Annotated in this window: 24 protein-coding genes and 2 pseudogenes; 21 read left to right on the forward strand and 5 right to left on the reverse strand. The window is 54.9% G+C overall.

The window, feature by feature from the left end:
- From JJD74_RS28710 to JJD74_RS28750, 9 genes and pseudogenes are all read left to right on the forward strand, one after another.
- Positions 1–119, forward strand: a pseudogene (locus JJD74_RS28710) (IS30 family transposase); the annotation flags it as partial.
- A gap of 90 nt (positions 120–209) precedes the next feature.
- Positions 210–2168, forward strand: a complete 1959-nt coding sequence (locus JJD74_RS28715; RefSeq protein WP_234451909.1) for a lipase family protein — start codon at positions 210–212, stop codon at positions 2166–2168.
- Between the two features lie 105 nt (positions 2169–2273).
- Positions 2274–4202 carry a type VI secretion system tip protein TssI/VgrG gene (tssI, locus tag JJD74_RS28720; protein WP_234451910.1) on the forward strand — a complete coding sequence of 643 codons (1929 nt, stop codon included), beginning with the start codon at positions 2274–2276 and terminating at the stop codon, positions 4200–4202.
- Entirely contained in the window at positions 4199–5194 is a 996-nt protein-coding gene (locus JJD74_RS31025; RefSeq protein ID WP_234451911.1) for a hypothetical protein, read from the forward strand. Before tssI ends, JJD74_RS31025 begins: the two co-directional genes overlap by 4 nt.
- Before the next feature lie 619 nt (positions 5195–5813).
- Positions 5814–6767, forward strand: a complete 954-nt coding sequence (locus JJD74_RS28730; protein ID WP_200617674.1) for a PoNe immunity protein domain-containing protein — start codon at positions 5814–5816, stop codon at positions 6765–6767.
- 195 nt (positions 6768–6962) lie between these two features.
- A complete protein-coding gene (locus JJD74_RS28735; protein ID WP_200617676.1) occupies positions 6963–7907 on the forward strand; it encodes a PoNe immunity protein domain-containing protein in 945 nt (314 codons plus the stop codon).
- 123 nt (positions 7908–8030) lie between these two features.
- Positions 8031–8855 (forward strand): PoNe immunity protein domain-containing protein, encoded by an 825-nt coding sequence (locus JJD74_RS28740; protein WP_200617679.1) that lies wholly within the window; start codon positions 8031–8033, stop codon positions 8853–8855.
- Positions 8815–9588, forward strand: a complete 774-nt coding sequence (locus JJD74_RS28745) for a PoNe immunity protein domain-containing protein (protein ID WP_200617682.1) — start codon at positions 8815–8817, stop codon at positions 9586–9588. The genes JJD74_RS28740 and JJD74_RS28745 overlap by 41 nt, the downstream gene beginning before the upstream one ends.
- A 28-nt stretch (positions 9589–9616) precedes the next feature.
- A complete protein-coding gene (locus tag JJD74_RS28750) occupies positions 9617–10387 on the forward strand; it encodes a PoNe immunity protein domain-containing protein (protein WP_200617685.1) in 771 nt (256 codons plus the stop codon).
- Between the two features lie 75 nt (positions 10388–10462).
- Here JJD74_RS28750 and JJD74_RS28755 read toward each other — a convergent pair whose 3' ends face one another.
- On the reverse strand, positions 10463–10759 hold the full coding sequence (locus tag JJD74_RS28755; RefSeq protein WP_200617687.1) for a hypothetical protein: 297 nt from the start codon (positions 10757–10759) through the stop codon (positions 10463–10465).
- Between the two features lie 494 nt (positions 10760–11253).
- Between JJD74_RS28755 and JJD74_RS28760 the strand changes: the two genes are divergently transcribed.
- Both JJD74_RS28760 and JJD74_RS28765 read left to right on the forward strand, forming a co-directional pair.
- Positions 11254–11523: a DUF2790 domain-containing protein gene (locus JJD74_RS28760; protein WP_200617689.1), complete on the forward strand. Its 270-nt coding sequence runs from the start codon at positions 11254–11256 to the stop codon at positions 11521–11523.
- 89 nt (positions 11524–11612) lie between these two features.
- On the forward strand, positions 11613–12011 hold the full coding sequence (locus JJD74_RS28765; RefSeq protein ID WP_200617691.1) for a hypothetical protein: 399 nt from the start codon (positions 11613–11615) through the stop codon (positions 12009–12011).
- Here JJD74_RS28765 and JJD74_RS28770 read toward each other — a convergent pair.
- Positions 12008–12277 (reverse strand): DUF1652 domain-containing protein, encoded by a 270-nt coding sequence (locus JJD74_RS28770; protein WP_042559311.1) that lies wholly within the window; start codon positions 12275–12277, stop codon positions 12008–12010. The genes JJD74_RS28765 and JJD74_RS28770 overlap by 4 nt on opposite strands.
- A 371-nt stretch (positions 12278–12648) precedes the next feature.
- Between JJD74_RS28770 and eco the strand changes: the two genes are divergently transcribed.
- On the forward strand, positions 12649–13134 hold the full coding sequence (gene eco, locus JJD74_RS28775; RefSeq protein WP_042559312.1) for a serine protease inhibitor ecotin: 486 nt from the start codon (positions 12649–12651) through the stop codon (positions 13132–13134).
- 21 nt (positions 13135–13155) lie between these two features.
- Positions 13156–13461 (forward strand): NIPSNAP family protein, encoded by a 306-nt coding sequence (locus JJD74_RS28780; RefSeq protein ID WP_042559313.1) that lies wholly within the window; start codon positions 13156–13158, stop codon positions 13459–13461.
- A 30-nt stretch (positions 13462–13491) separates the two neighbouring features.
- Here the strand turns inward: JJD74_RS28780 and ilvA are convergent.
- Positions 13492–14475: pseudogene (gene ilvA / locus JJD74_RS28785) on the reverse strand (threonine ammonia-lyase, biosynthetic); the annotation flags it as partial.
- A gap of 361 nt (positions 14476–14836) precedes the next feature.
- Between ilvA and JJD74_RS28790 the strand changes: the two are divergent.
- The 5 genes from JJD74_RS28790 to pncA all read left to right on the forward strand — a co-directional run bounded on the left by JJD74_RS28790 (position 14837) and on the right by pncA (position 17543).
- Positions 14837–15172, forward strand: a complete 336-nt coding sequence (locus tag JJD74_RS28790) for a DUF2834 domain-containing protein (protein ID WP_200617695.1) — start codon at positions 14837–14839, stop codon at positions 15170–15172.
- A gap of 181 nt (positions 15173–15353) precedes the next feature.
- On the forward strand, positions 15354–15581 hold the full coding sequence (locus JJD74_RS28795; protein ID WP_200617726.1) for a hypothetical protein: 228 nt from the start codon (positions 15354–15356) through the stop codon (positions 15579–15581).
- A gap of 9 nt (positions 15582–15590) precedes the next feature.
- The gene (locus JJD74_RS28800; protein ID WP_442793294.1) at positions 15591–16109 is read left to right on the forward strand and encodes an RNA polymerase sigma factor; all 519 of its coding nucleotides are present in this window, start codon (positions 15591–15593) and stop codon (positions 16107–16109) included.
- Positions 16109–16867, forward strand: coding sequence for an anti-sigma factor family protein (locus JJD74_RS28805; protein WP_200617697.1), 759 nt, complete (start codon positions 16109–16111; stop codon positions 16865–16867). The genes JJD74_RS28800 and JJD74_RS28805 overlap by 1 nt, the downstream gene beginning before the upstream one ends.
- 49 nt (positions 16868–16916) lie before the next feature.
- Positions 16917–17543, forward strand: a complete 627-nt coding sequence (gene pncA / locus JJD74_RS28810; protein WP_200617704.1) for a bifunctional nicotinamidase/pyrazinamidase — start codon at positions 16917–16919, stop codon at positions 17541–17543.
- Positions 17544–17668: 125 nt separating this feature from the next.
- On the opposite strand, the gene JJD74_RS28815 is transcribed toward pncA, so the two are convergent.
- Together JJD74_RS28815 and JJD74_RS28820 are read right to left on the reverse strand one after the other, a co-directional pair.
- Entirely contained in the window at positions 17669–18970 is a 1302-nt protein-coding gene (locus JJD74_RS28815) for an ATP-binding protein (RefSeq protein WP_200617705.1), read from the reverse strand.
- A 4-nt stretch (positions 18971–18974) separates the two neighbouring features.
- The gene (locus JJD74_RS28820; protein WP_042559319.1) at positions 18975–19676 is read right to left on the reverse strand and encodes a response regulator transcription factor; all 702 of its coding nucleotides are present in this window, start codon (positions 19674–19676) and stop codon (positions 18975–18977) included.
- A gap of 263 nt (positions 19677–19939) precedes the next feature.
- On the opposite strand from JJD74_RS28820, the gene JJD74_RS28825 reads away from it, so the two are divergent.
- The 3 genes from JJD74_RS28825 to JJD74_RS28835 all read left to right on the forward strand — a co-directional run bounded on the left by JJD74_RS28825 (position 19940) and on the right by JJD74_RS28835 (position 24998).
- The gene (locus tag JJD74_RS28825) at positions 19940–21097 is read left to right on the forward strand and encodes an efflux RND transporter periplasmic adaptor subunit (RefSeq protein ID WP_200617720.1); all 1158 of its coding nucleotides are present in this window, start codon (positions 19940–19942) and stop codon (positions 21095–21097) included.
- A gap of 15 nt (positions 21098–21112) precedes the next feature.
- Positions 21113–24214: an efflux RND transporter permease subunit gene (locus JJD74_RS28830; protein ID WP_042559321.1), complete on the forward strand. Its 3102-nt coding sequence runs from the start codon at positions 21113–21115 to the stop codon at positions 24212–24214.
- Positions 24215–24356: 142 nt separating this feature from the next.
- Positions 24357–24998 carry a DUF1345 domain-containing protein gene (locus tag JJD74_RS28835; protein ID WP_042559322.1) on the forward strand — a complete coding sequence of 214 codons (642 nt, stop codon included), beginning with the start codon at positions 24357–24359 and terminating at the stop codon, positions 24996–24998.
- The last annotated feature ends 139 nt before the right edge of the window (positions 24999–25137 follow it).

A 25137-nucleotide genomic window follows, 5' to 3' on the forward strand; every position in this document is an offset into this window, starting at 1 on the left:
TGACCGTCGAAGCCGTCAATCGGACAGTAGCGAGGATCAATCTACGCCCGCGCAAGCGCTTGGGCTGGAAGACGCCGTACGAAGTGCATACAGGGGTGAGCGTTGCACTTATGTGTTGAATTCAGGCGCGATTAACGGGAACCTATAGCGGCCCGCTGATACTGACGCTATCCTCCGCTTACGCCGGAGCGGAAAAGTTCTATGTTGATATGTCTGAGCGAATCGACTATCCGTTGCCGATAACAGAGCTTCAAGTAGCCGCTGAAAAAACTCTTCGTCGCCCTGTTGGCAGCACTAGCAAAACGGGCGCTTACCGCGCCTCCGCCGAAAAAGGCGAATATCACAAGGTCGAAGTTCGCGATTTCGTTGAATTCAACAAACACCTGCCACCTGCTGCTGACCTTACAAACCCTCTACCGGCAGGTTGCGCCAAACTCGCTCGAGATTTTGCCGGAGACAAGGTTCCAAGCTTTGGTATAGGTCTGCTTCCAGAGAAACATTACGTTCTCGAAGTACGCGCCTTACGTGCATTCAGACCGCTTTTGTCATTGGCGCCTGAATTCAGTGCCTTGAATCTTTATCAGTTGTCGCTTCTGGCCACATTGAGCTACGGCGATTTCGGGCAAAAGCCAGAAAAGCTGAAAGCGACGCTGCCGAAGGATTTTGCTTTCACCTATCCCACTCGGGGCAGCGTCGGACATGTGCTGAACACCTGCCTGGCCTGCTTCGAAGAACCAACGAAATATGCGGACTCTAAAAACCCTTCGTTCCCGCTGGTTGAAGATGTGCCCTACTCCAAGCGCCTTGAGATCGTCCCTTTTGACCCGGATCTTTACCCGCAGAACGACCCCAATGCCGGAGCAGGAATAGAAACACCGTCGAGCGTGCATTTTTTCAGCGATGCGAGGCAGGGTCCATCCGATTGGAAAAATACCGATACGCAAGCCTATGCCACACACGATGACCGGATGATTCTAATCGCAGTGCGAGGCACGGCTGAAAATTGGGATAAATGGCGAGACATTGATGCACAGCAAGTCCCGATTGAAGGGGGAACGGGAAAGGCACACCAAGGTTTTTATGAGTCCTTCATGGCGCTGAAACCATTCATAGACAACTACATTCGCCGTTTCCGCACTAATCAAAAAATCATCGTCTGCGGCCACAGCCTCGGCGGCGCTATTGCCTTGTTGCTCTCTGATTGGCTACACCGCGAAATTACCAGTGACGTCATTCTCTATACCTTCGGCTCCCCCCGTGCCGGCGACAAAGAATTCGTCGAGTCGGCAAAAGGGCTGGTTCATCACCGAATCGTTAACCAGAATGACCCTGTACCCAGCGTTCCAGCGGGATGGATGGATACAAAAAAACCGATTTGGATTACCGGTCTCGCTGCAACAGTCTCCGGGGTTCTAACGCCAGCTGCCGGAGGACTGGTGATGGCCGCCGGGATGACACGCTTTGGCGGCAAGCCTTATTGGCACCACGGTGAACAGCGTTATTTCATGCCTGTGCAATTGCCTGGGCGAGTGCTCTCCTCTGTGTTATGGACACCCGGCTGCGAAGGATACGAAGAAGCGGCCATGGCTCGCTGCGTTGCACAGCTGAAAAACAACGATACGCCGGATCGCAGGCAGTTCCTGGTTCAGGCGGCCAACGGCGGCGATCACAAAATGCTCGACGGTTATATTCCGGCATGTTGGGCAACGCTACGTCGCTGGCAAGATACGGAGAAAACTGGCGGCTATATCATCAGTGCGACCGAATCCGACCGGTTAAAGCTTGAAGTTGAAACCTACCGTACTCAACTGGAACAGTGGCAGATTGCGGCGGACAAGGAGTTCCCGGGGGGAATGATTGAAAGCCGGCCGCAAGATCGCGCGACTGCATTCCAACGCCGCGCAACAATGTCAGATCTTCAGGAACGTCAAACTGCAATCAGGCAAGCGATTAAGCACAATCAAAAGGAATTGGATGCGCTCAAAGAGACAATCACGACAATTACACGCTTGAGCACCACCACACTGACGTTGGCTAATATTTATGGTGATTGCACTGCACTTCCGGATTTGCAAACATATATCGATCGTTGGGCTGCGCACAGTGAAAATCAGAAATCTGAGCGTTTGGCACAAATTCCATCAGCGGCTGCCAGGGCCACGGCTTGACGTAAATAAGTGATGGCGACTGATTGCAGGAGGGAGTCTCGTCGGGCTCCCGTTCCATCCTGCCAATACAACTTCAGGCAAGCGTCAACATTTGCTGCCCAAGTCATGGAAGATCGCGGCATCCTCGCCGACGCCTACAGCTTTCAGCTCAATGCCGAGTACCCGGAACGCGACTACTGCGTGCAGTACGACGAGTCCGACCTGCATTTCATCCAGCGCTTGTGCGAAGAGGAAGGCATCCACTTCCACTTCCAGCACAGCAGCAGCGGCCACAAACTGGTGTTCGGCGACGACCAGACCGTTTTCCGCAAACTCAAAGCCGTGAGCTACCAGCAAGACTCCGGCATGAGCGCTGACAAACCGGTCATCAAGCGCTTCAACCTGCGCCTGGAAACCCGCACCACCCGCGTCAGCCGCCGCGACTACGACTTCGAAAAACCAAAGATCCTGCCCGAAGGCGCGGCCAAATCCGAGTTCGCCCCGGACCTTGAGGACTACGACTACCCCGGCCGCTTCACCACCCGCGAGCGCGGCAAGTTCCTCTCGACCCGAGCGCTGGAACGCCATCGCAGCGACTACAAACTCGCCGAAGGCAAAGGTGACGAGCCAACGCTCACCAGCGGCCATTTCCTCACCCTCGCCGAACACCCGCGCGCCGAGTGGAACGATATGTGGCTGCTGCTGGAAGTCTTCCACGAAGGCAAACAACCGCAAGTGCTCGGCGAAAACGTCACCAGCGACGTCACCGACAACAAAAGCGATTTCCACCAGGGCTACCGCAACAGCTTCATCGCGACCCCGTGGGACGCGCACTACCGCCCTGCCCTCGAACACCCGAAACCGAAAGTCCTCGGCAGCCAGACTGCCGTCGTCACCGGCCCGGCCGGCGAAGAAATCCACTGCGATCAATACGGCCGCATCAAAGTCCAGTTCCACTGGGACCGCGACGGCCAGGCCGACGATAAAACCACCTGCTGGATGCGCTTCGCCAGCGGCTGGGCCGGCGCCGCCTACGGCGGCATCGCCATCCCGCGCATCGGCATGGAAGTGCTCGTCACCTTCCTCGAAGGCGACCCCGACCAGCCACTCGTCACCGGCTGCCTGTACCACAAGGAAAACGTCGTCCCCTACGACCTGCCGGCAAACAAAACCCGCAGCACCTTCAAAACCCTCAGTTCGCCGGGCGGCAAGGGCTACAACGAATTTCGCATCGAAGATAAGAAAGGCGTCGAGCAGATCTACATCCACGCCCAACGCGATTGGGACGAAAACATCGAGCACGATCAGAAAATTCGTGTGGGCAACGAACGGCACGACACCGTTGAAGCCAACACCCTGAGCGAGTTCAAGGTTGAAGAACACCGGATTACGCATCTGGATCGTAAAAGCGAAATGCGTGCGGATGATCATTTGACTGTCGGTGTGACTCAGCATGTGAAGGTGGGGACGGCGCAGTTTGTTGAGGCTGGGACGGAGATTCACTATCACGCTGGCGACAAGGTCGTGGTGGACGCCGGCATGGAGCTCACGGCCAAGGCTGGCGGGAGTTTTGTGAAGGTCGATTCGGGTGGTGTGACGATTAGTGGCGCTGAGGTGAAGGTTAATACCGGGGGGGCGCCTGGGGTGGGGACCGGGATCGGGATTTTGATTCCGTTAATTCCGGGGTTGGCGGCGGCCGACATTGCCGGCAAGTTGATGGAAACGGCCAAAGCCAATCCGACGTGGCTGGAGTTGAATTTGCACTACGACAATCTGGAACCGGTGCCGGGCGCGTCTTATCGCGTGGATTTTGCCGATGGCTCGACCCGCGAAGGCGTGCTGGACGATGACGGCTTCGCCCGTTTGGAAGACGTGCCGAAAGGTCCGGTCAAAGTCTATTACGGCGAGGATCCGCGGCCTTTTGATCGCGAACCAGTGAAAATCGTCCAAAGTAGCGATGCAAAGGTCAATGAGGACATCCGAAAACTTGGACTCGATCCAGACAACGTTGATTTACAAGCACTAGTGGAGAAAGCCGCAGGGAGGCTGACATGAGTGAAGAAGCGCAAACTGAAGACCGTACAGCAGCTTATAAAGAGGCAGCAGTCGAACTTGCGAAGGGTATTGCCTTAGGAGCCGTACCCCTTCTAGGTCAAGCGATCGACGCGTACGACACAGTAGAGTCCTCTATCGTCCTCTACAATGCGGAAACTGCAGACGGTAAAGATGAAGCAAAATTTGATTTACTCCTTGCAGTTATCGGCTGGATTCCTGGACCAGGTGATGGTCTGAAAAAAAGCATGTGCATAGTCAATAAAGATCCTCAGCGTTATGCCCCGGTTCTATTTGATTTGTTGCGTTTTGTATTGCAAGAGTGTGGTATCAAGACAAGTCCGGAGGAGTTGCTAAAAGAAGTATTCAACGCGTCGAAGCTCCGAGGTGAACTTGACGACATCATTAGCGCGGTAAAAGGTTCTTCAGCTTTCCAAAGCCTGCCCAACTGGGCTCAATCCGCAGTTGTCACCGTACTCGCGACCGCTCGCGACAACATGCCAGAAATGATCGGCATTGTGGAAAGGCGCTTAACAAAATGGAAAGGGATGCAACGTAATAGTTCCGCATTATCTTCAGGATCTACCCACCCCAAGAGGGTAGAAAAACCTGCTGGCAAGGACGCGACCGTAGCAAAAAATGGCAAAGACGGTCCAAGTTCCGCTCACTCCAACCAGCCTGCTAACACGAAGCTAGCCGTTGCCACCGCAGACATCCTCAACGAGGGCTTAGGTGTGTGCGGAGAGCATATCGCAGACTATATATGCGCAGAGAAATTTGGCTGGGGAAAAAGTGGGACGGTCATGATAAAGGTTCAGAAGGCAAATGGCTGGACGGGAAACCGAACGGCGATACGCTTGGAAAGTTGTCAAAAGGTGGCAACCCCAAGGCTAGACATGTTCTATACAAACTTACAGATGGGGCAAATGGAACCGGAATCGACTCCATCTGGCGAGCGAACCCAAGTACAAACAATAATAAAAAATTCGCTATAGTTGAAGCGAAAGCTAGCAAGCGGGAAGACGCGCCTAAGTTTCTGCAAAAAATTGAAGGTTCAAAACCAAAGATTGCTTCCAAGCTAGGACTTTCCGGGGTTCTGGATCCTTCTGAACTTCTCGAACCGATTACGGATGACGCAGATCAGAATAAACCCGCCAAACAAAAGGCAGGTGGAAAAGCTGGCGGAAAATACGGTGGCAAATCAGGCGGAAAAACCTCAAGTGACAATGCAAAAGCTACTAACGACAAGAACATTCCGAGTGGCAAAAACAATAAAAAAACAGATGAAAAGTCAAAGAAACACATAGTTCAGATGAGTCGCGTTTGGATAACATCAAAGCTACCATTGGCGATAAAAAATATTGAACTACGAGAAAGCATCATGAAGTCCTATACTCGCCACTTATTTTTCACTCCTCTTTATCATAAGAGCCTCAGCCCCAAAGCGCATGCTGACGCTCAGCTGGCAAGTTCACATGAAGAAACTCACCGCGATCACGACGGGTTTCATTATGGCGAGGAGGAAGTAAGAGAGGCCGTTAATAAACGATTAGCCTCATTACGAAAAAAATATGGGAATTTGGACGTATTAAAAGAAGAGGCTAGAATACCAGCATGAACAGACGCCAAAAATTCATTTTCGACTCTTACTATCAAAAATCCATAAAACTTTATGACGAAACAGAATCCCGCTGGGAAAATGAAACCATGCAGGCAGATAACCCTGCACAGGAAAAGGCTCTTCGCACAGGCTACTTTAAAGAATCTGCATTCAATGCACTACTGATAAGCTATACCGCAGGGGAACCAATAGAAACGCTACTCCCAAGGCTAGAAAAGCTTATAACTTGCTATGAAATCTATCAGAATGCTCTAGCTTTGGAAGACGGCGAACCTGACATTTCACCATTAGCAATAGATGATTGGCCTGAGCAATATGAAGAGTGTGTCCAAGTTATCAGCCTATGCATATTACTGCATCAAAAAGATTTACTTATCCGCTTTGTCAACTTGATTGATCGCGCAGGATATGCACACGAAGATACTTTATACGAAGATCTTCTGCGCAAAATTCTTCCTGGACGGCCAGATCTTGATGAATGGTATCACGAACTTTATTCGCCGCTAGTGAAAGCAATTTACTCTGATGACGAAAAAGAAGCGAGCGACCTGCTACTTGAATACTGCAAAGAATGGTACCCCGCGTTCGGAAAACTACAAACCAACTGGCATGATAGCCACTTAGACATAGAAGATGATGATGGAAACTATGTTGGGTATTGGGCTTTCGAAGCCGCTGCTGTCGCTTTTCTGTACGGAATAGATGATCGTAAGATCAGTCATATGGTCTACCCTAAAGATTTAGTCGAATATGCTAGAAACTATCAATCATCAAGCTCCTCGCAAACATCTCGAGTGGACGCGGGAAAACCGTGCATAAAGTCAGGCTTTTGGTTCACTCCCGCTCAAAACGATTCTCGCCGTTACTTCAACCAAGGAGAAATCATGCCAAAGTTTGATAATTCTGCTTGGGGCGACACGATCTGGTATTGGTCTGGCGAAGAATAAGCTGCTCTACCGTTCGCTCGGCGCTAATTTTCCGGCGCTGAGCGAAGAATGCAAGAGAGCGAAAAACACACTTGGATATAGTGTCAGAATCATTCTGCACATTACTAAAATAAAAACCAAGTCAAAGCAAGTTGAAAGCATTTCACTGAAAAATATCGGCAATACTAATTTTTACCCTTGAGTGAAAACTCTACTATGAACGGAAGACAAGAATTTTTAACCGAGGCCAGATATTTCGATTTTCGCGATTACAGCGACGAAACCAAAGAGTTCTGGGCGAACAACACATTCGAGTCAGACACTCCAGAGCAAGAAGCCTCATTAAGAGCTACGCACTTCAAAAACGTAGCATTAAAGAAACTGTTCATCTCGTACACCGCCGGATTAGAAATAACCTCGTTAACACCGCTTCTCGAAGAACTCATTACACACTATGAGAACCGCCAGAAAAAACTATCTCTATCTGAAAATATAGTAGATATATCGCCTCTTGCCATTGACGACTGGCCAGATGAGTACGAAGAGTGTGTTCAAGTATTTAGTTTATGCATACTGCTGCGCCGCACAGATCTACTAAAGCGATTAGTCGAGCTCTTTGATAAAGCAGGCTACAACGGTCAAGATGCTTTGTATGAGGATCTTCTCTGTAAAGTACTCCCCGATAGAGAAGACATTGACGACTGGTACCACGAAGTTTATACGCCTCTTCTTCAGGCCATCTACGCAGATGAAAAAGGCGAAGCATCTGACCTGTTGGCGGAATATTGCAAAGAATGGTACCCGGCATTCAAACAAGCGCCTTGGCACGACTCGCATCTGCATGGGGACCGAGGAAGCTATGTTGGATACTGGGCGTTCGAGGCAGGTGCTATTGCATTTCTATACGGGATAGATGATCGTATGATTAACCATATGGTTTATCCAAAGGATCTTGTTGAATACGCACGAGGTCGTTCTATTTCAGATAAAAATAACACTATCAACCTCATCGAAGCGGGCCAACTTTGCAGCAGAACAGGTTATTGGTTTACACCAGCCCAGGAAAACTCTCGCAGAAACTTTCAACAGGGTGAAATATTTCCTGACATCACCGACTCCCGCTGGGGCGATACACTCTGGTATTGGTCAGGAGAAGAATAAATCGTTCGCTCAGCGCTTATTTTTCGGTGCCGAGCAAAACATACAGAAAACACATTTATATTAGAGATATGGGCTGTTACTCTACAGTGACTTGCCGTTGCAGCCAAGTTTAGGCATTAATATATGCAGAAAAGACAAAAACTCTTCAGTGATGCCCATTACGAGAATTTCTTGAGAGATGACGGCGAAGCTAATGAAATTTTAAAAACCACCAAATTCAAGTCCGACACCCCCGAAGGTGAAGCGACACTGCGCTCAAGATTTGCTCAGCGCTTAGCACTTCGAAAGCTAATGGCCATGTATACAGCAGGCGAAGAAATATCCTCGTTGATTCCTCAGCTTGAACATCTAGTTGAAAAATATGAAATCCGGCAGGCGGCACTAGCCTTATCTGAGCAATCTCCTGAAGTTTCACCACTTGCAATAGACGATTGGCCACACGAGTACGAGGAGTGCGTTCAAATTATAGGCCTTTGCATTCTATTACATCGCACAGACCTGCTTAAGCGCTTCGTTAAGTTGATAGATAATGCTGGATATGCAGGAGACGATACACTGTACGAAGATTTACTCTGTAAAATATTACCTGATAGAGCTGATGTAGACCAATGGTACCACGATGTTTATTCTCCGCTAGTGCAAGCTATATATGCAAAAACAAAAGAAGAAGCCACGAACTTTCTAAAAAAATATTGCAGCCAATGGTATCCGGCCTTTAAACAAGCTCCGTGGCATGATACTCACCTGCAGGGAGAAGAAGGAAATCATGTCGGATACTGGGCGTTCGAGGCAGGAGCTATCGCATTTTTATATGGGATAGATGACAGAAAAATCGATCACATGGTTTATCCAAAGGACTTGGTCGAATATGCCAGAAGTGTGGCCATTCGATTGGAACAGAATATTCATGAACATACGACAGACACTCTTCAGCGCCGCACGCTATGAAAATTTCATCAGGGAATATGATGAGCTTCTAAATTTGTTCTCAACGAACAAATTCAAATCAGACTCTGCATTAGAGGAAGCATCTCAGCGCGCCAGATATTTCCAGACGCTCGCTTTGGAAAAGCTATTCGCCACCTATACAGCGGGTGAGCGTATAGAAAAACTTATTCCTATGCTTGAAGAACTGATAGAGAAGTATGAAATTCGCCAAAAGACTTTGGCCGAGTATCTAGGCGTGCCGAACATTTCTCCTCTGGCAATCGACGACTGGCCCAATCAGTACGAAGAAGCCGTTCAAGTCATCAGTCTTTGCATACTTTTACACCGGACTGACCTGCTCCTACGCTTTGTGAAACTCATTGACGACGCAGGGTACGCAGGTGAAGACACCCTTTATGAGGCCTTGCTAAATGAAGTTGTGCCACATCGGCACGACATAGATGAGTGGTATCACGACGTCTACACACTACTTATCCAAGCGATCTACAGCGACAACAAAGGCGAGCCGCCTAAACTTCTTCAAAAATACTGCCAGCAATGGTATCGAGCCTTCAAGCAAGCCCCTTGGCACGATTCCCATCTTCAAGGAGAGGAAGGAACCTACGTAGGGTATTGGGCATTTGAAGCAGGCGCTGTTGCCTTTCTGTATGGCATTGACGACAGCAAAATCGATCACATGGTCTACCCCAAGGATCTGGTCGAATACGCGAGATCGCGAGCCAAAAAATCTTAACTCCAAACATTCGTCACGGACTTGACACTTGAAAATACGACAGAAATATCTAACTAAACTACGTTACGAAAACTTCCTGACAAACTACGACGAAGAGTTTGAATTCTGGAAAGACAAACTATTCACTGCCGACTCTCCTGAACAAGAGAAATCACTGCGAGCCAGGAACTTTAAAAACCTCCATTTGAAGCACGTCTTTATGCTCTACACTGCTGGAGAGGATATACAAAGTCTGATTCAGCCTTTGGAAACGCTGATCGCAAGTTACGAAGAACTCCAGAAACATCAGGCCACTTATGAGCAGATACCTAACATCACTCCTCTGATTATCGATGACTGGCCAGATGAATATGAAGAATGCCTGCAAGTCATAAGCCTGTGCATCTTGTTGCAACGAACTGACTTGTTGAAACGTTTCGTCTTTTTAATCGATAACGCGGGATATGCCAGCACAGACACTCTGTACGAAGACTTGCTGATCAAGGTTTTACCCGAGCGGGCGGATATCGATCAGTGGTATCACGATGTCTCCACGCCGCTGATACAGGCCATTTACGCTGAAGATAGGAATGAGGCTTCCAGACTTCTAAGCAATTACTGCGAAAACTGGTACTCCACGTTTGAGCAGGCACCATGGCATGACACACACCTTGATGGCGAAGAAGGCAGTTACGTAGGGTATTGGGCTTTTGAAGCGGGGGCAATTGCTTACCTGTATGGAGTAGATGACAGCAAATTGGATCACATGGTCTATCCGAAAGACCTGGTCCAGTACGCACGAAGTGTGCAATCGAAATGAAGGCCCGACTTTGAAGCCCTGTCATCAATCCCTCAGCCTGCCCTCTTTCGACGACAGGCTTTTTTCAGAGAAAAATCAAACTGGCGCCTTCCAGTTCAACATCTGCTGCTGCGCGACCTGCAGTAAATCATTGCCGTCCTGAACCAGCAGATACAACGCATGCGTAATGTGCGGAATGTCCTCGACATCGGCGTGTTTGAAACAGAGGCAATGCAGGGTTTCGAGCAGATCGGCCGAGGCGCGGACGCGCTGGACGGCGGCTTCGAGGATGTCTTTGGGATTGGCTTCGGTGTCGATGAGCAGCGTTGGGCTTTCGGTAACGTTGCTGTTGAGGGCGAGGTAGCGGTTTTGGAGCGGTTTAATTATTGGCATATGTGGTTACTCAGACTGGGGCGATAGTAACCGCCAGCACTGTGACCAAACAGTGGGAGGCGGACTGTATGCAGGCTTGGTCAACCGAGAACAACCCCAAACTCAGCTCGCCCGAAGGCGTCCTGCACACAGCCGCCACAGCAATGCACCGCGAGGACATAGATGTCCGCAGCGCAAATGATGGCACATCTGCAATGGGGGAAGTTATCAGGTGACCAAACCCGAATCGCTGATTTTGCAGCGACACCGAACCATACCCGCCCCACTCCAGCTGCCGAAAGCAGACAAGGCATCTGTCCTTGTAGGAATCCGCACTCCCTCCCGCGGAAATCGCCCCGTTCCCTGACAGCCGGCATTCAACTCGGTTAACCATCGCTTAACGCCGTGGTCAAAAACTCTACTGAACCGCACGCCCTCAGCCCTTCGCTGACGCCCAGTGCGGCAGGTTCGGCTACATTGCGCCGAACTCTCATCCGTCGTACGGGAGTCGCACCATGAACATTCGCACGTTAATGCTCACCACCGCCCTCGCCTCTACCGCGTTCGCCGGGCTGGCCCAGGCCAATGACACGGCCACTTCGTCCAGCGCCGTTCCCTATCAATACGGTATGCCGCTGCATGTGGCGAAAGTGGTGTCGCTCACCGAGCCGCCAACGATGGATTGCAAGGTGATCACTGCCAACATGAAGTACATCAATAACAACGGGCAGCCTCAGGAAATCAGCTACCGGAAATTGTCTGACGCGTGCAGTTATCAGAACTGACAGAAAAGTCTGATTTGTGGCGTTGCAGTAGGCTTGGAGGGTTCCCGGGGTTATGCTCGGGGCCCGCCTCACTGCCGCAAGGATTCGCCATGCAGTTGTCGTTTCGCACGTTGTCGAGCTTCACGTCTTTGTTGTGTTTTCTACTGGCGATCGTCTGGGGATTTTTGCCGGATATGTTGTTGGCCATCTGGAGCATCGAGTCTTCCGGGGTCGCGAGTTTTGTTGCGCGGCGCAGTGCGGTGTTGTTCGCAGCGTTGGGAGTGATGTTTTATCTAGCGCGCAAGGCACCGCCGTCGCTTGGGCGTAATGCGCTGAGCAACGGGTTTATCGTAGGTTGTTTTGGTTTGGCAGTGCTGGGTTTTGCTGAATGGCTGAACGGCCACGCCGGCCCCGGGATTCTGCTCGCGGTGCTGGTCGAGTTCGCGCTGGGCCTTGGATTTTTGCAGGCCCGGCGCGTGACGGTCGAACTGGGTGAAACGGTGCGTTAAATGGCTCTGGATCGTGGACTGTACTGCTGCGGCAATGCTTTTTGCGCAAGTTCCGAACGCAGCCCGGCGATCAGGTCGTTGATTTCACGACAGCCATTGAGGTGGCTGGCATCGATGTCACTAACGAGCAGATCGACCTGATCGGTCTTGTGATCGCCAAAAACCTTGACGGTCATCGACAAGTCCGGCGACAGCGTGCATTGGCAACGTTTAGGCAGAAAGCTGCTTTCAATGATGTTGCGTAGTTCCAAGGCAGAAAGAAACATGGTGAACCTCTCCTTATTGATGAGACTGCCAATCAACTCTTCACGTTGACCGTTTTTGCTGCCCCTGCGCGGGTGTGTCCCCGCTTACTCCTTGGGTGTAGCAAACGGTGATACGGCGAAATGCCTCTTGGAGTGTAGGCGTCCGAACCCGGTACGCTGCACCAAATAGACGCATAAAGCATGCCTCTCATCAGATCGTTTTGACCCTAGTGAAATCAAGCACTTGCCAACAGGGCCAGCATTGAGCCAGTTGCAAATTGCATGAATCGCCTCTCGAGGCACTGCAAATTGCATGTCGGTCGCAGTTTGCATTCAGCGTCGGTGACAGTAAGAATGGCGCTCAACCACACTACACCTGCAAGGAGGCTTTTATGGGTTCTTTCCAAGCTTACGCGACCGTCGGCCTGATGATCGCCAGCCTGTCCAGCCTCGCCCAAGCGGCCAAACTGGAAGATGTCGCGCCATATCCCAAGGCAGAGACCGGCTTCACCCGACAGGTCATTCATCTTCCCAAGCAGGACAAGGAAGAGAATTTCCAGGTCGAAATTCTCGCGGGCAAAACCCTTGAAGTGGACTGCAATCTTCAACGCCTCGGCGGGATGCTGGACGAGAAGAACCTCGAAGGCTGGGGTTACCCGTTCTACCGACTGGAAACAGTGATCGGCCCGATGAGCACGATGATGGCCTGCCCATCCGGCTCGCAGAAAAAACGCGCGTTCGTGCCTGTCGTCGGCGACGGCTTCATGCTGCGCTACAACAGCAAGCTGCCGGTGGTGGTCTACGCTCCGTCGGACGTCGAAGTGCGTTATCGCATCTGGTCCGCCTCGGACAAAGTCGGCACTGCCCTTCAGGAATGACCTGAGCAAGGAGCGTCATCGGTGATTACCTGCCACGTCAGATACGTGATCGACCCTTATCAATTGACCGAGTTTGAGGCGTATGCCAAGGCCTGGCTCGGCATTGTCGAGCGACTGGGCGGCACCCATCACGGCTACTTCTTGCCGTCCGAGGGCGCGAGCAATATCGCCTACTGCCTGTTCAGTTTTCCGTCGCTGGCGGATTACGAAAGCTACCGGCATATCGCGATGACCGACCCAGAGAGCACCGCGCTGGTGGAATCACTGGTCGAGAAGAAATTCATTATCAGTTACGAGCGCAGCTTCCTGCGCCCACTGCTGTCCTGACCACCATTACGCCGGCAAGCCGCATGCCGCGGCGCGCTCGGCGACATGGCGCAGGCTGTCGAAATTGATGTTGGCGCCTGAGTCGATCGCCACGAAGGTCTGATCCCGCACACCACTTCGCCTCACGTATTGCTTGATCCCCGCCACCGCCAACGCGCCGGAAGGCTCGGTGATCGAGCGCGTATCGTCGTAGATATTCTTGATCGCCGCGCAGAGTTCGTCGTTGCTGACGGTGATGACTTCATCTACGCAAAAGCGACACACTTCAAACCCGTACTCTCCGATCTGCGCCACGGCCACGCCGTCGGCGAAGGTGCCTACGCTGGGTAAAACCACCCGTTGCCCCGCGTGCAGCGCAGCTTTCAGGCACGCCGAATGCTCTGATTCGACGCCGATGATGCGCACTTCCGGGCGAAGGTATTTGACGTAAGCCGCGATGCCGGCGATCAAACCGCCACCGCCCACCGGGATGAAGATTGCGTCCAGTGCGCCTTGATGCTGACGAAGGATTTCCATCGCAACCGTGCCTTGTCCGGCGATGACGTCCGGGTCATCGAAGGGTGAAACGAAGGTGCGGCCTGACTGCTCGGACATTTGCAGTGCGTGGGCCAGGGCGAACGGGAAGCTCTCGCCGTGCAGCAGCGCTTCGGCACCGCGACTTCGCACGCCCAGTACTTTGAGTTCAGGCGTGGTCGACGGCATGACGATGATCGCCGCGATGCCCAGTTCACGCGCTGCCAGTGCCACGCCTTGCGCGTGATTGCCGGCCGACGCGGTGATCACGCCACGTGCCTTCTGCTCGTCGCTCAATTGCACCAACTTGTTGTAGGCACCGCGGATCTTGAAGGAGAACGTGGGTTGCAGGTCTTCGCGCTTGAGCAGGATGCGATTGCCGAGCGCTTCGGACAATGCCGGCGCGGCCTGCAATGGCGTGCGCACAGCAATGTCATACACCGGCGCGGCAAGGATCTTTTTTACATAGTGCTCAAGCAGGGCTTGCTGGTCGTTCATCATCGTCTCCTGACTAACCCCGTCCTGTAGGTGCTGCCGAAGGCTGCGATTTTTTGGTCTTGTCTTTGATTCTATAAACCAAAGTCAAAAGTTCGCAGCGTGCCGCAGCTCCTGCAGGGGTCGGTGTTCGTGGTTAAAACCCGGGAGACAGAAAATGAAAACCCGCCTCTAGGGCGGGTTGGGTGCTGCAGTCGTGAGCTAGCCCGCCAAATAAGGAATGGCGGTAATAATGCTTGGCTGGCAACACAACACAGTGGAAATCATGAGCTGAAAATTAGCCCGAGCGCTAATGGCAAGTCAATGGCCAATTTCCGGCACAAACGATAGGCTGGCGATTCTCCTCATCACTTCAAGGAATGAACGCATGATGTCTATCGCCCTGCCCCTCACGGCTTTACTCGCATTTACCGGCTACACCGTTTCGGTGATGCTCAAGGCCGAGCAGTCGTTGATCGATTTCGGCATCAGCCTGATGTCGCGGCCAGATACCGCGCAAGTGGTGATTGATCTGTATTTGCTGGCGACGCTGGCCGGGGTCTGGATGGTCAGGGATGCCCGCTCGCGTGGGCAGACGGTTTGGTCGGTGGTGCCTTATTTGTTGCTGACGGCGGTTTTTGTGTCGATCGGGCCATTGTTGTATCTGGTGGTTCGTGGTGTGAGGGATCGGAAGAACATGATCAATACACATCAACCGAGCTGATCCGGATGACTTGTTGCTGCTGAATGAGCCTTCGCGAGCAGGCTCGTTCCCACCGTGGATTTTGCCAGACGCCATATTCCTTGAATTTACCTGCGCCCTGAACAGTCACTGTCTATGCAATGAAGAAAATTTCGCTCTGTGCTTTTCAAACACAGACATGTCCCTTCGTGGAGCCTTGCCCATGACAATCCGATCCGTTATGTTCGCCGCCCCGTGGCTACTGGCCGCCGCCCTGTCCAGCCCAATGGTCATGGCCAGTGGCGATGAAAAGAATCCCGTGCAGAAACCCGAGTGTCCAAAAGGCCAGGTCTGGGACAGCAAGACCCAGAAATGCGTTCTGCTCACCAGCCTCGTTTTGCCGGGTGCCAACGTACTGACATCGATTCATCAAGCACCTGAACACCCATAAACGGAGTCCATCATCAGCGATCAGGCATTCAGAGCAGAACTGGCACAGCACCTCGCACGACTGTGGCGCTACAGTCTGCTGCTGTCGCGCAATCGGCATGTGGCCGAGGATCTCGTGCAGACAACGTGTGTGCGTGCACTGGAGCGTGCTGCGCAATACGTCGCGGGGACGCGCATGGATCTCTGGTTGCTGAGCATTCTGCATTCGACCTGGCTCAATGAAGTACGCGCCCGTCGTGTGCGTCAGGGTGGTGGACAGACCGATGGGCAAATGATGCTCGACGGCGAATACGTGGCGCAAACACACGTCATGGCGGCGCAGGTGATCCGCCGCGTCGATGCGCTGCCCGAAACCCAGCGCGAAACGGTGTATCTGGCCTATGTCGAGGGCCTGTCGTATCGCGACGTCGCCGAGATACTGCAAGTACCGATCGCTACGGTGATGAGTCGTCTTGCCACCGCCCGCCTCAAACTCGCGGAGTACCCGCCGCTGCAAGCGGTCCCGAAAACCACCGAAGGGGATCGCTGATGAATGCACCTTCGGATGAGCAACTGGTGGCGTATCTGGACGGCGAAATAGCCGAGGATTATCGCCGCCAACTCGACGCGGCCATCGCCGATGATCCGCTGCTGAACCTGCGCGTGCAGTGGCTGAATCGCAGCAGCCTGCCTTACAGGACCGCTTACGATGAACTGGCGCAACAGGCACCGCTCGATCGCCTGCAAGCACGACTGGATGCCATCCCTTCGCCAGAAAACCCGGGACTGAGTCGGCGCTGGTTTGTCGGTGCTGCCGCCGCAACATTGATCGCCGGTGGCGTACTCGCCGACCGCTTGTTTCTCGGCTGGCAGGCGCAACAAACGCATGAGTGGCGAGGCTTGGTCGGCGACTATATGGCGCTGTATGGACCGCAGACGCTCGACCACTTGCCTGCCGACGAAGCCACACAACGCGCGCAGTTGCGCACGGTCGATGCGCGAATGGGCCTGAGTCTTTCGCCTGCCGTGTTGAAACTGCCAGGCGCCGAATTCAAACGCGCACAGATGCTTGAATATGACGGTGTGCCGATTGCGCAGATCGTTTATCTGGATGCCAGGCACCGGCCATTCGCGCTGTGCGTCACCCGTTCGAACAGCGGCAGCCGGCCGCTGGAGCATGAAAGTCGGCATGGTATGAATGTGGTGTATTGGACCGAGCGCGAGCATGCCTGGATGCTGATCGGCCATGACGCCCCAGCAGCACTGGCAGACAAGGCAAAATTGTTGAAAAGCCGCATAAGTGCATGACCCAGACTGCTCTATGCTGAGCGAGTGATTTTCCGAGGATGATTCACCGATGCCCATTTCGTCTCGTGCTGCTTTACTGGTGATCGACGTTCAGAACGACTTCATTCCCGGCGGCAAACTGCCGGTGCCTGAAGGCGATCATATTGTGCCGCTGATCAACCGCCTCGCGCGCCAGTTCAAACAGGTCGTTATTGCCCAGGACTGGCATCCAGCCGGCCATGCGTCGTTCGCTTCCAGTCACCCCGGCCACCAGCCTTATGATGTCATCGAGTTGCCTTACGGCGAGCAGACCCTGTGGCCCGAGCATTGTGTGCAAGCCACACCCGGCGCCGAACTCCACCCGGAACTCGACCTGCCGCACGCCCAATTGATCATTCGCAAGGGCTGCAATCCTGACATTGACAGTTATTCGGCGTTTCTGGAGGCAGACCGTCGCACGACCACGGGACTGTCCGGCTATCTGAAAGAGCGCGGCATAGACACGGTTTACATGGTCGGTCTGGCGCTTGATTTCTGCGTAATGTACTCGGCGCTGGACGCTCGGGCGGCGGGGTTCAATGCGTTTGTAGTGCGGGATGCTTGCCGGGCGATCGACATGAATGGATCGCTGGTGGCCGCGATGGACCGGATGCAGGGTGCTGGCGTTGGACTGATTCAATCGACCGAGCTGACCTGAACAACGCAGAACCCATTAGGAGTGAGCCTGCTCGCGATGGCGGTGTGTCAGCAATCTACGATTTGACTGACACGACGCATTCGCGAGCAGGCTCGCTCCCACAGGGATATCTCCCGACTTGAATTTCAGGCGGCTGTCGGCAACCACAAACGGAATCGCGCCCCACCCAAAGGCGAAGACTCGACCGTCAATGTCCCGCCTTGAGCTTCCAGGGCCCTGCGACTGATTGCCAATCCCAACCCAAACCCGCCCGTGGCCCGATCCCGACTGCGATCCAATCGATAAAACGGCTCGAAAATCCGCTCTCGCTCATCGTCGGGAATACCGATGCCGTCGTCATCCACCCAGATCTCGCAACCCTCAGCGTTAACCTGTACGCCAATCTGAATGCGTTTCTCGCAGTAGCGCATGGCATTGCGCACCAGGTTCTGAATCGCTCGGGCGGTCAACCGCGGGTCGAGCGAAAAACGTTCGAGCTGGCCGTGCAACAGCACGTCGATGACGATTTCCGGCGACTCCAGCTCTTCGTCGACGCTGCCCAGGATGCTGTCGATGAACTCATCGAGCGACACTTCGACCTGTTCCGGTGAGTGCGCCGGATTTTGCAAGCGGCTGTAGGACAGCAGTTCCAGCACCAACTCATCCAGCTCACGAATGTGCGCAACCAATCCCTGCAAGCGTTCGCGGCTTGCTGCCGGCAGGTCGTCGGACAGTGCCAGTGCCAGGCCGAAATCCAGGCGCGTCAACGGCGTACGCAATTCGTGGGAAACCGCATTGAGGAGGTCGCGCTGCTGATTAAGCAGTTTTTCGATATCGCCGGCCATGGTGTCGAACACCACCGCCAGGCCGCCGATGTTGGAGCTTGGAGCGATTTTCGTGCGTTCGCTCAAATGACCTTTACCGAAGCGTTCGGCGGTGCTTTTGAGGCGCTCCAGATCGCGCCAGTGCGGGCGCAACCACATCAACAGGCACGCTAGGAGCGTCGCGCCGATCAATACGTTGATGCTCCAGTACAGCAGATCGACGTCCATCGGATCCGGCGGCACGATCATTTGCACCGCCATGCTGTCGTTTAGCGGCGCTACCGCGAGGGTGCGCCAGCCCCAGTCACCGATGCGCACCACGTTCTCGCCGCGCCGCAGCCGTTCACGCTCAATGTCGGTAAATTCAGCGTCATCGATAGGCGCCAGTACGATATTCAACGGCTGGAAGTCCTTGTCCATCGACGCCGCCAGCGCAGGCCATTGATCTTGCGGCACCGCTCGGAACTGCTTGGCGATCAGCGATTGCAGACCACGGGAATAATCCAGGTTGTAGGTGACGAAGCGATCCCGAAAGGCCATGACCACCAGGTCTGGCACCAGATAGATGGCGGCGCTGTACGACACAATCGTCACCAGATACAGACGGAACAGGATGCGGAACATCAGCTCAGCATTCCCACTCGGAACGGCTGAACAGATAACCCTTGCCCCACACGGTCTTGATCTTGCGCGCCTCACCGGCGTGGTCATCGAACTTGCGCCGCAACTTGGAAATCGCCACATCCACCGAGCGGTCGGTGCCGTTGAACTCTATGCCGCGCAGGCGTTGCAGAATCTGGTCGCGGCTGAGCACTTCGCCGGCGTGTCGGGCCAGCACCACCAGCAAGTTGTACTCACCGCTGGACAGTTCCACCGGCTGATCGCGCCAGGTCACGGTGCGTTCGGACAAGTCGATACACAGATTGCCCATGATGATGCGGTCGTTGGCCGTCAACGGCTCTCCGAGACTGCTGCGCCGTAACAGGGTCCGCACCCGCGCCAGCAACACCCGCGGCTCGCAGGGTTTGGTGACGTAGTCGTCGGCGCCCATTTCCAGGCCGAGTACTTGGTCGTGGCTGTCATCACGGGCGGTGAGCATCAGGATCGGCAGCGTCGCTGAATCGGCGCGCAGCAGACGGCAGACTTGCAGCCCGTCGAGCCCCGGCAGCATCAGATCGAGGATAACCAGATCCGGCGGATTGACCCGCGCCCGTTCACGCACATGGTCGCCCCGACCAATGACGCTGACGGAATAACCGTTGCGTTCCAGGTAGCTGGAAATCAGTTCGGCGAGGGCGGTGTCGTCTTCGACCAGGAGGATATTGGGCATGGGTGATCCAGAAAGTGCTGTGGCGACCGAGCAACCGTATTCGCAAGCAGGCTTGCTCCCACAAGTGAATGCATTCCAAGTGTGGGAGCGAGCCTGCTCGCGAATGCTTTAAATGTCGCAATAAATTTCAATGGCTTAAGGATATACGCCCTCACCCGTCCCTGAGTAAAACCCTTACACAATTTCACACAGCGCCTACAAAGCTTCACCGCTACTCTCGCCAACTGCCCGTAGGATGCGGGCATCAATATTGGGGGTGGTAAATGTCGAACAAACTGCTGGCCGGGCTCGGCCTGATCGCCGTGGCGCTGACGCTGAGCGCCTGTGACTCTTCTTCGAAGGCCGAAGACCAGGCACCGCCAGCAACCGTGCGCATCGAAACCATCGAAGCGCGCCCACTGTCGATCAGCAGCGAACTCAGCGGCCGGATCGCTGCACCGCGGATTGCCGAAGTCCGTGCCCGTGTGCCCGGCGTCGTACTGCAACGTAACTTTCGCGAAGGCAGCGACGTGAAGAAAGGCGATGTGCTGTTCCGCATCGACCCGGCGCCGTTCAAGGCTGACCTGGACAGCGCCGAAGCGGCGTTGCGCAAGGCCGAGGCCAATGCGTTTCAGGCGAAGCTGCAAGAGCAACGCTACGCCCAGTTGATCGACGACAAAGCCATCAGCGCTCAGGATTATGACAACGCCCGCGCCAATACCCGGCAAACGGCCGCTGACGTCGCCGGCAACAAGGCTGCGGTGGAACGGGCCAGATTGAACCTGGGTTACGCCACTGTCACCGCGCCTATTTCCGGTCGTATCGGCCGCGCGCTGGTCACCGAAGGCGCGCTGGTCGGGCAGAACGAAACCACGCCACTGGCGCTGATTCAGCAACTCAATCCGATCTACGCCGACCTCACCCAGTCGACCCGCGAACTCAACGAACTGCGCAGGGCATTCCGCTCCGGACACTTGCAGGAAGTCGGTCAGGATCAGGTCAAAGCGACCCTGATTCAGGATGACGGCAGCCTGTATCCGTTGCCGGGCAAACTACTGTTCAGCGACATCACCGTCGACCCGGGCACCGGCCAGATCATTTTGCGCAGCGAGTTCCCCAATCCCGATCTCGACCTGCTGCCCGGAAGCTTCATTCGCGTGCGCCTGCAACAGGCGACTATCCAGAACGGCATCACCGTGCCGCAACGCGCCGTGCAACGTGACAGCGCAGGCATCGCGCAAGTGTTGACCGTCGATGAGCAAATGCGTGTAGCCGAGCAAACGGTGCAACTGGGCGCCGTGCAAAACAATCGCTGGATCGTCACCGGTGGACTCAAGCCCGGCGACCGCATCGTTATTGAAGGCCTGCAACACGCCCGCCCCGGTGACAAGGTGCAGATTGACGACACCCCTCTTCCACTTGCCCAGACCTCTGGTCAGTAAGCAGGACGCTTTTATATGCCGCAGTTCTTTATTGATCGCCCCGTATTTGCCTGGGTGGTCGCCTTGTTCATCCTGTTGGCCGGTGCGCTGGCCATCCCGCAATTGCCGGTGGCGCAATACCCCGACGTCGCGCCGCCTCAGATCGAAATCTATGCTGTGTACCCCGGCGCCTCGGCGCAAACCGTCGATGAAAGCGTGGTCAGCCTGATCGAGGAAGAGCTTAACGGCGCGGATCACCTGCTTTATTTCGAATCGCAGAGCAGTCTGGGCAGCGCCACGATCAAAGCGACTTTCCAGCCGGGCACCAACCCGGAACTGGCGCAGGTCGACGTGCAAAACCGTCTGAAAGTGGTCGAGTCGCGCTTGCCGCAAGCCGTGAACCAGCAGGGTTTGCAGGTGGAGAAAGTCTCCTCGGGTTTCCTCTTGCTGATCAGCTTGACGTCCAATGACGGCAAGCTCGATGACGTTGCGCTCAGTGATTATCTGGCACGCAACGTGATGAACGAAATCAAGCGTCTGGACGGCGTCGGCAAGGCTCAGTTGTACGGTGCCGAGCGTGCCATGCGTATCTGGATCGACCCGCAGAAACTCATCGGTTTCAACCTGACCCCGGCTGACGTCAACGCCGCCATTGTGGCGCAGAACGCCCAGGTTTCGGCGGGCAGCATCGGTGACTTGCCCGGCCCGTCAACGCAGGAAATCACTGCAACAATTTTGGTCAAAGGCCAGTTGTCGACGCCGCAAGAGTTCGCCGACATCGTGCTCAAGGCCAACCCGGACGGGTCCACTGTGCGTATCGGTGATGTGGCGCGGGTCGAGATCGGCAGTCAGGACTATCAGTTCGGCACACGCCTCAACGGCAAGCCGTCCACCGCTGTCGGCGTGCAATTGTCGCCGGGAGCCAACGCGCTGAGCACCGCAACGCTGGTGCGGGCGAAGATGGATGAACTGGCGCGCTACTTCCCGGCCGGCGTGGAATACAAGATCCCGTACGACACTTCGCCCTTCGTCAAAGTCTCGATCACCAAAGTGATCTACACCCTCGGCGAGGCGATGCTGCTGGTGTTTGCGGTGATGTTCCTGTTTCTGCAGAACGTGCGCTACACGCTGATTCCGACGCTGGTGGTGCCGGTGGCGCTGATGGGCACGTTTGCAACCATGCTGGCGTTGGGTTTCTCGATCAACGTGCTGACCATGTTCGGTATGGTATTGGCCATTGGCATTCTGGTGGACGACGCCATTGTCGTGGTGGAAAACGTCGAGCGGATCATGGCCACCGAGGGCCTGTCGCCCAAGGAGGCCACGCGCAAAGCGATGACGCAGATCACCGGCGCCATCATCGGCATCACTCTGGTGCTGGTGGCGGTATTCATCCCGATGGCGTTCATGCAGGGTTCGGTCGGGGTGATCTATCAGCAGTTTTCGCTGTCGATGGCGACGTCCATTCTTTTCTCCGCATTCCTCGCCCTGACGCTGACGCCAGCGCTGTGCGCGACACTGCTCAAGCCAATCGCCAAGGGCGAGCATCACGAGAAGTCCGGATTCTTCGGTTGGTTCAACCGCCGTTTCGAGCAACTGACCGTGCGTTATCAGGGCTGGGTCGGTTATGCGCTGAAACGCACCGGGCGATACCTGCTGATTTATGGCGTGTTGCTGGTGGGCCTGGGGATTTGCTTCATGCGTCTGCCCTCCTCGTTCCTGCCGGTCGAGGATCAGGGTTACACCATCACCGATATCCAGCTGCCGCCCGGCGCAACCAAGAACCGCACGGTGCAAGTGGCCGAACAGCTTGAAGCGCATAACGCCGGTGAGCCCGGTATCAGCGACAGCGTGGTGATTCTCGGTTTCAGCTTCTCCGGTAGCGGACAGAACGCGGCACTGGCGTTCTCGACACTCAAGGATTGGTCGCAGCGCGACAGCGAAGATTCGGCCAGCTCGATTGCCGACCGCGCCAACATCGCCCTGAGCCAGATCAAGGACGCCATGGCGTTCTCGGTTCTGCCGCCGCCCGTGGACGGTCTCGGCACGTCCAGCGGTTTCGAGTTCCGTTTGCAGGATCGCGGAGGCCTCGGTCATGCAACGTTAATGCAAGCACGCAGGGAACTGCTGGCAGCCGCGGAGGAAAGTCCGGTCCTGATGAATGTGCGTGAAAGCGCACTGGCCGAGGCGCCACAAGTGCAACTCGAAGTGGATCGCAAGCAGGCCAATGCCTTGGGGGTGTCGTTCGCCGACATCGGCAACGTGCTGTCTACTGCTGTGGGCTCGGCCTATATCAATGATTTCCCCAATCAGGGACGTATGCAGCGCGTGGTGGTGCAGGCTGAAGGCGATCAACGCAGTCAGGTCGATGATCTGCTGAAAATGCACGTGCGCAACAATGCCGGAAAAATGGTTCCACTGTCGGCATTCGTCCAAGCCAACTGGATTCAAGGGCCGGCGCAACTGACCCGCTATAACGGTTATCCGGCGATTGCGATCTCCGGCGAACCGTCTCCCGGCCACAGCACCGGCGAGGCCATGGCCGAGATTGAACGTCTTGTCGCACAGGGGCCGAAGGGTCTGGGGCAAGAATGGACCGGCCTGTCGTTGCAAGAGCGCTTGTCCGGCAGTCAGGCACCGATTCTGCTCGGCCTGTCGCTGCTGATCGTGTTCCTGTGTCTGGCGGCGCTGTATGAGAGCTGGTCGATTCCGACCTCGGTGTTGCTGGTGGTGCCGTTGGGGGTACTCGGTGCGGTGCTGGCAGTGACGCTGCGCGGAATGCCCAACGACGTGTTCTTCAAGGTCGGGTTGATCACCATCATCGGTCTGTCGGCGAAGAATGCGATCCTGATCATCGAGTTTGCCAAGAGCCTGTACGACGAAGGTCACGACCTGATCGATGCAACGTTGCAAGCCGCCCGCCTGCGCCTGCGTCCGATCGTGATGACGTCGCTGGCCTTCATCCTCGGCGTGGTCCCGCTGGCGATTGCCACCGGCGCCAGTTCGGCGAGCCAGCAAGCGATCGGTACAGGGGTTATCGGCGGGATGATCACCGCAACTTTGGCAGTGATCTTCGTTCCGGTATTCTTCGTCGTCGTCATGAAGCTCGTAAAACGATTCACCAAACCCCACGTGTAAACATGTAGGAGCTGCCGAAGGCTGCGATCTTTTGATTTTTTTCTTAAAACACAAGATCAAAAGATCGCAGCCTTCGGCAGCTCCTACAAAAGCCACATGGCGTGCGCTATGGTGCAGGGATCGACCACCAAAGTGAGTCCCCATGCGCTTGCTCGCCCGCACCCACCCTCGCCTTTCCGCAGCTGCCCTGCTCGGCCTCGCCGTGGGCCTGATTTCCCCCGTCGACTCCATCGTCAGCAAAATCCTCTACGGCTGGAACGCCGGCGTATGGACTTACCTGATCCTGATGCTCTGGCTGACCGCGCGCTCCAAGGCCCCGGACGTGAGGCGCATCGCTGAAGTCGAAGATGAAAATGCCGGCCTGGTGTTGTTCGTGGTGTGCATCGCCGCGCTGGCAAGCCTCGCCACCATTACCTTCGAACTGGCCGGCAGCAAAGATCTGGACACCACTCACAAACTGATGCACTACGGCTTCACCGCCCTGACGGTGATTGGTTCGTGGCTGCTGATCGGGGTGATTTTCTCTGTGCACTATGCACGCCTGTTTTACACCTGGGACGGCAAGGAACCCGCACTGCGTTTCGCCGAAGGGCTGACCACGCCCAACTACTGGGACTTCCTCTACTTCTCTTTCACCATCGGCGTGGCGGTGCAAACTGCCGACGTCGGCGTGGCGACGCGGGACATTCGCAAAATCGTCCTCGCACAGTCGTTGATCGGTTTCGTGTTCAACACGGCGATTCTTGGGTTTTCGATCAATATTGCGGCGGGACTGTTTGGCTGAAGGCTGTAATCCTCGGCGGCGGCAAAAACTGAGTGCAACACCTGACCTTTCCGGTACGGTGCTGCCCCTATGTCTTATACCGAACTCAGCGTTGAAGAGCGCGCCACCATTCAAATCGGTCGTACCCAAGGCTTCAGCC

Origin of the sequence: Pseudomonas sp. MF6776 (assembly GCF_016613125.1) — a bacterium.
Classification (GTDB): domain Bacteria; phylum Pseudomonadota; class Gammaproteobacteria; order Pseudomonadales; family Pseudomonadaceae; genus Aquipseudomonas; species Aquipseudomonas iridis.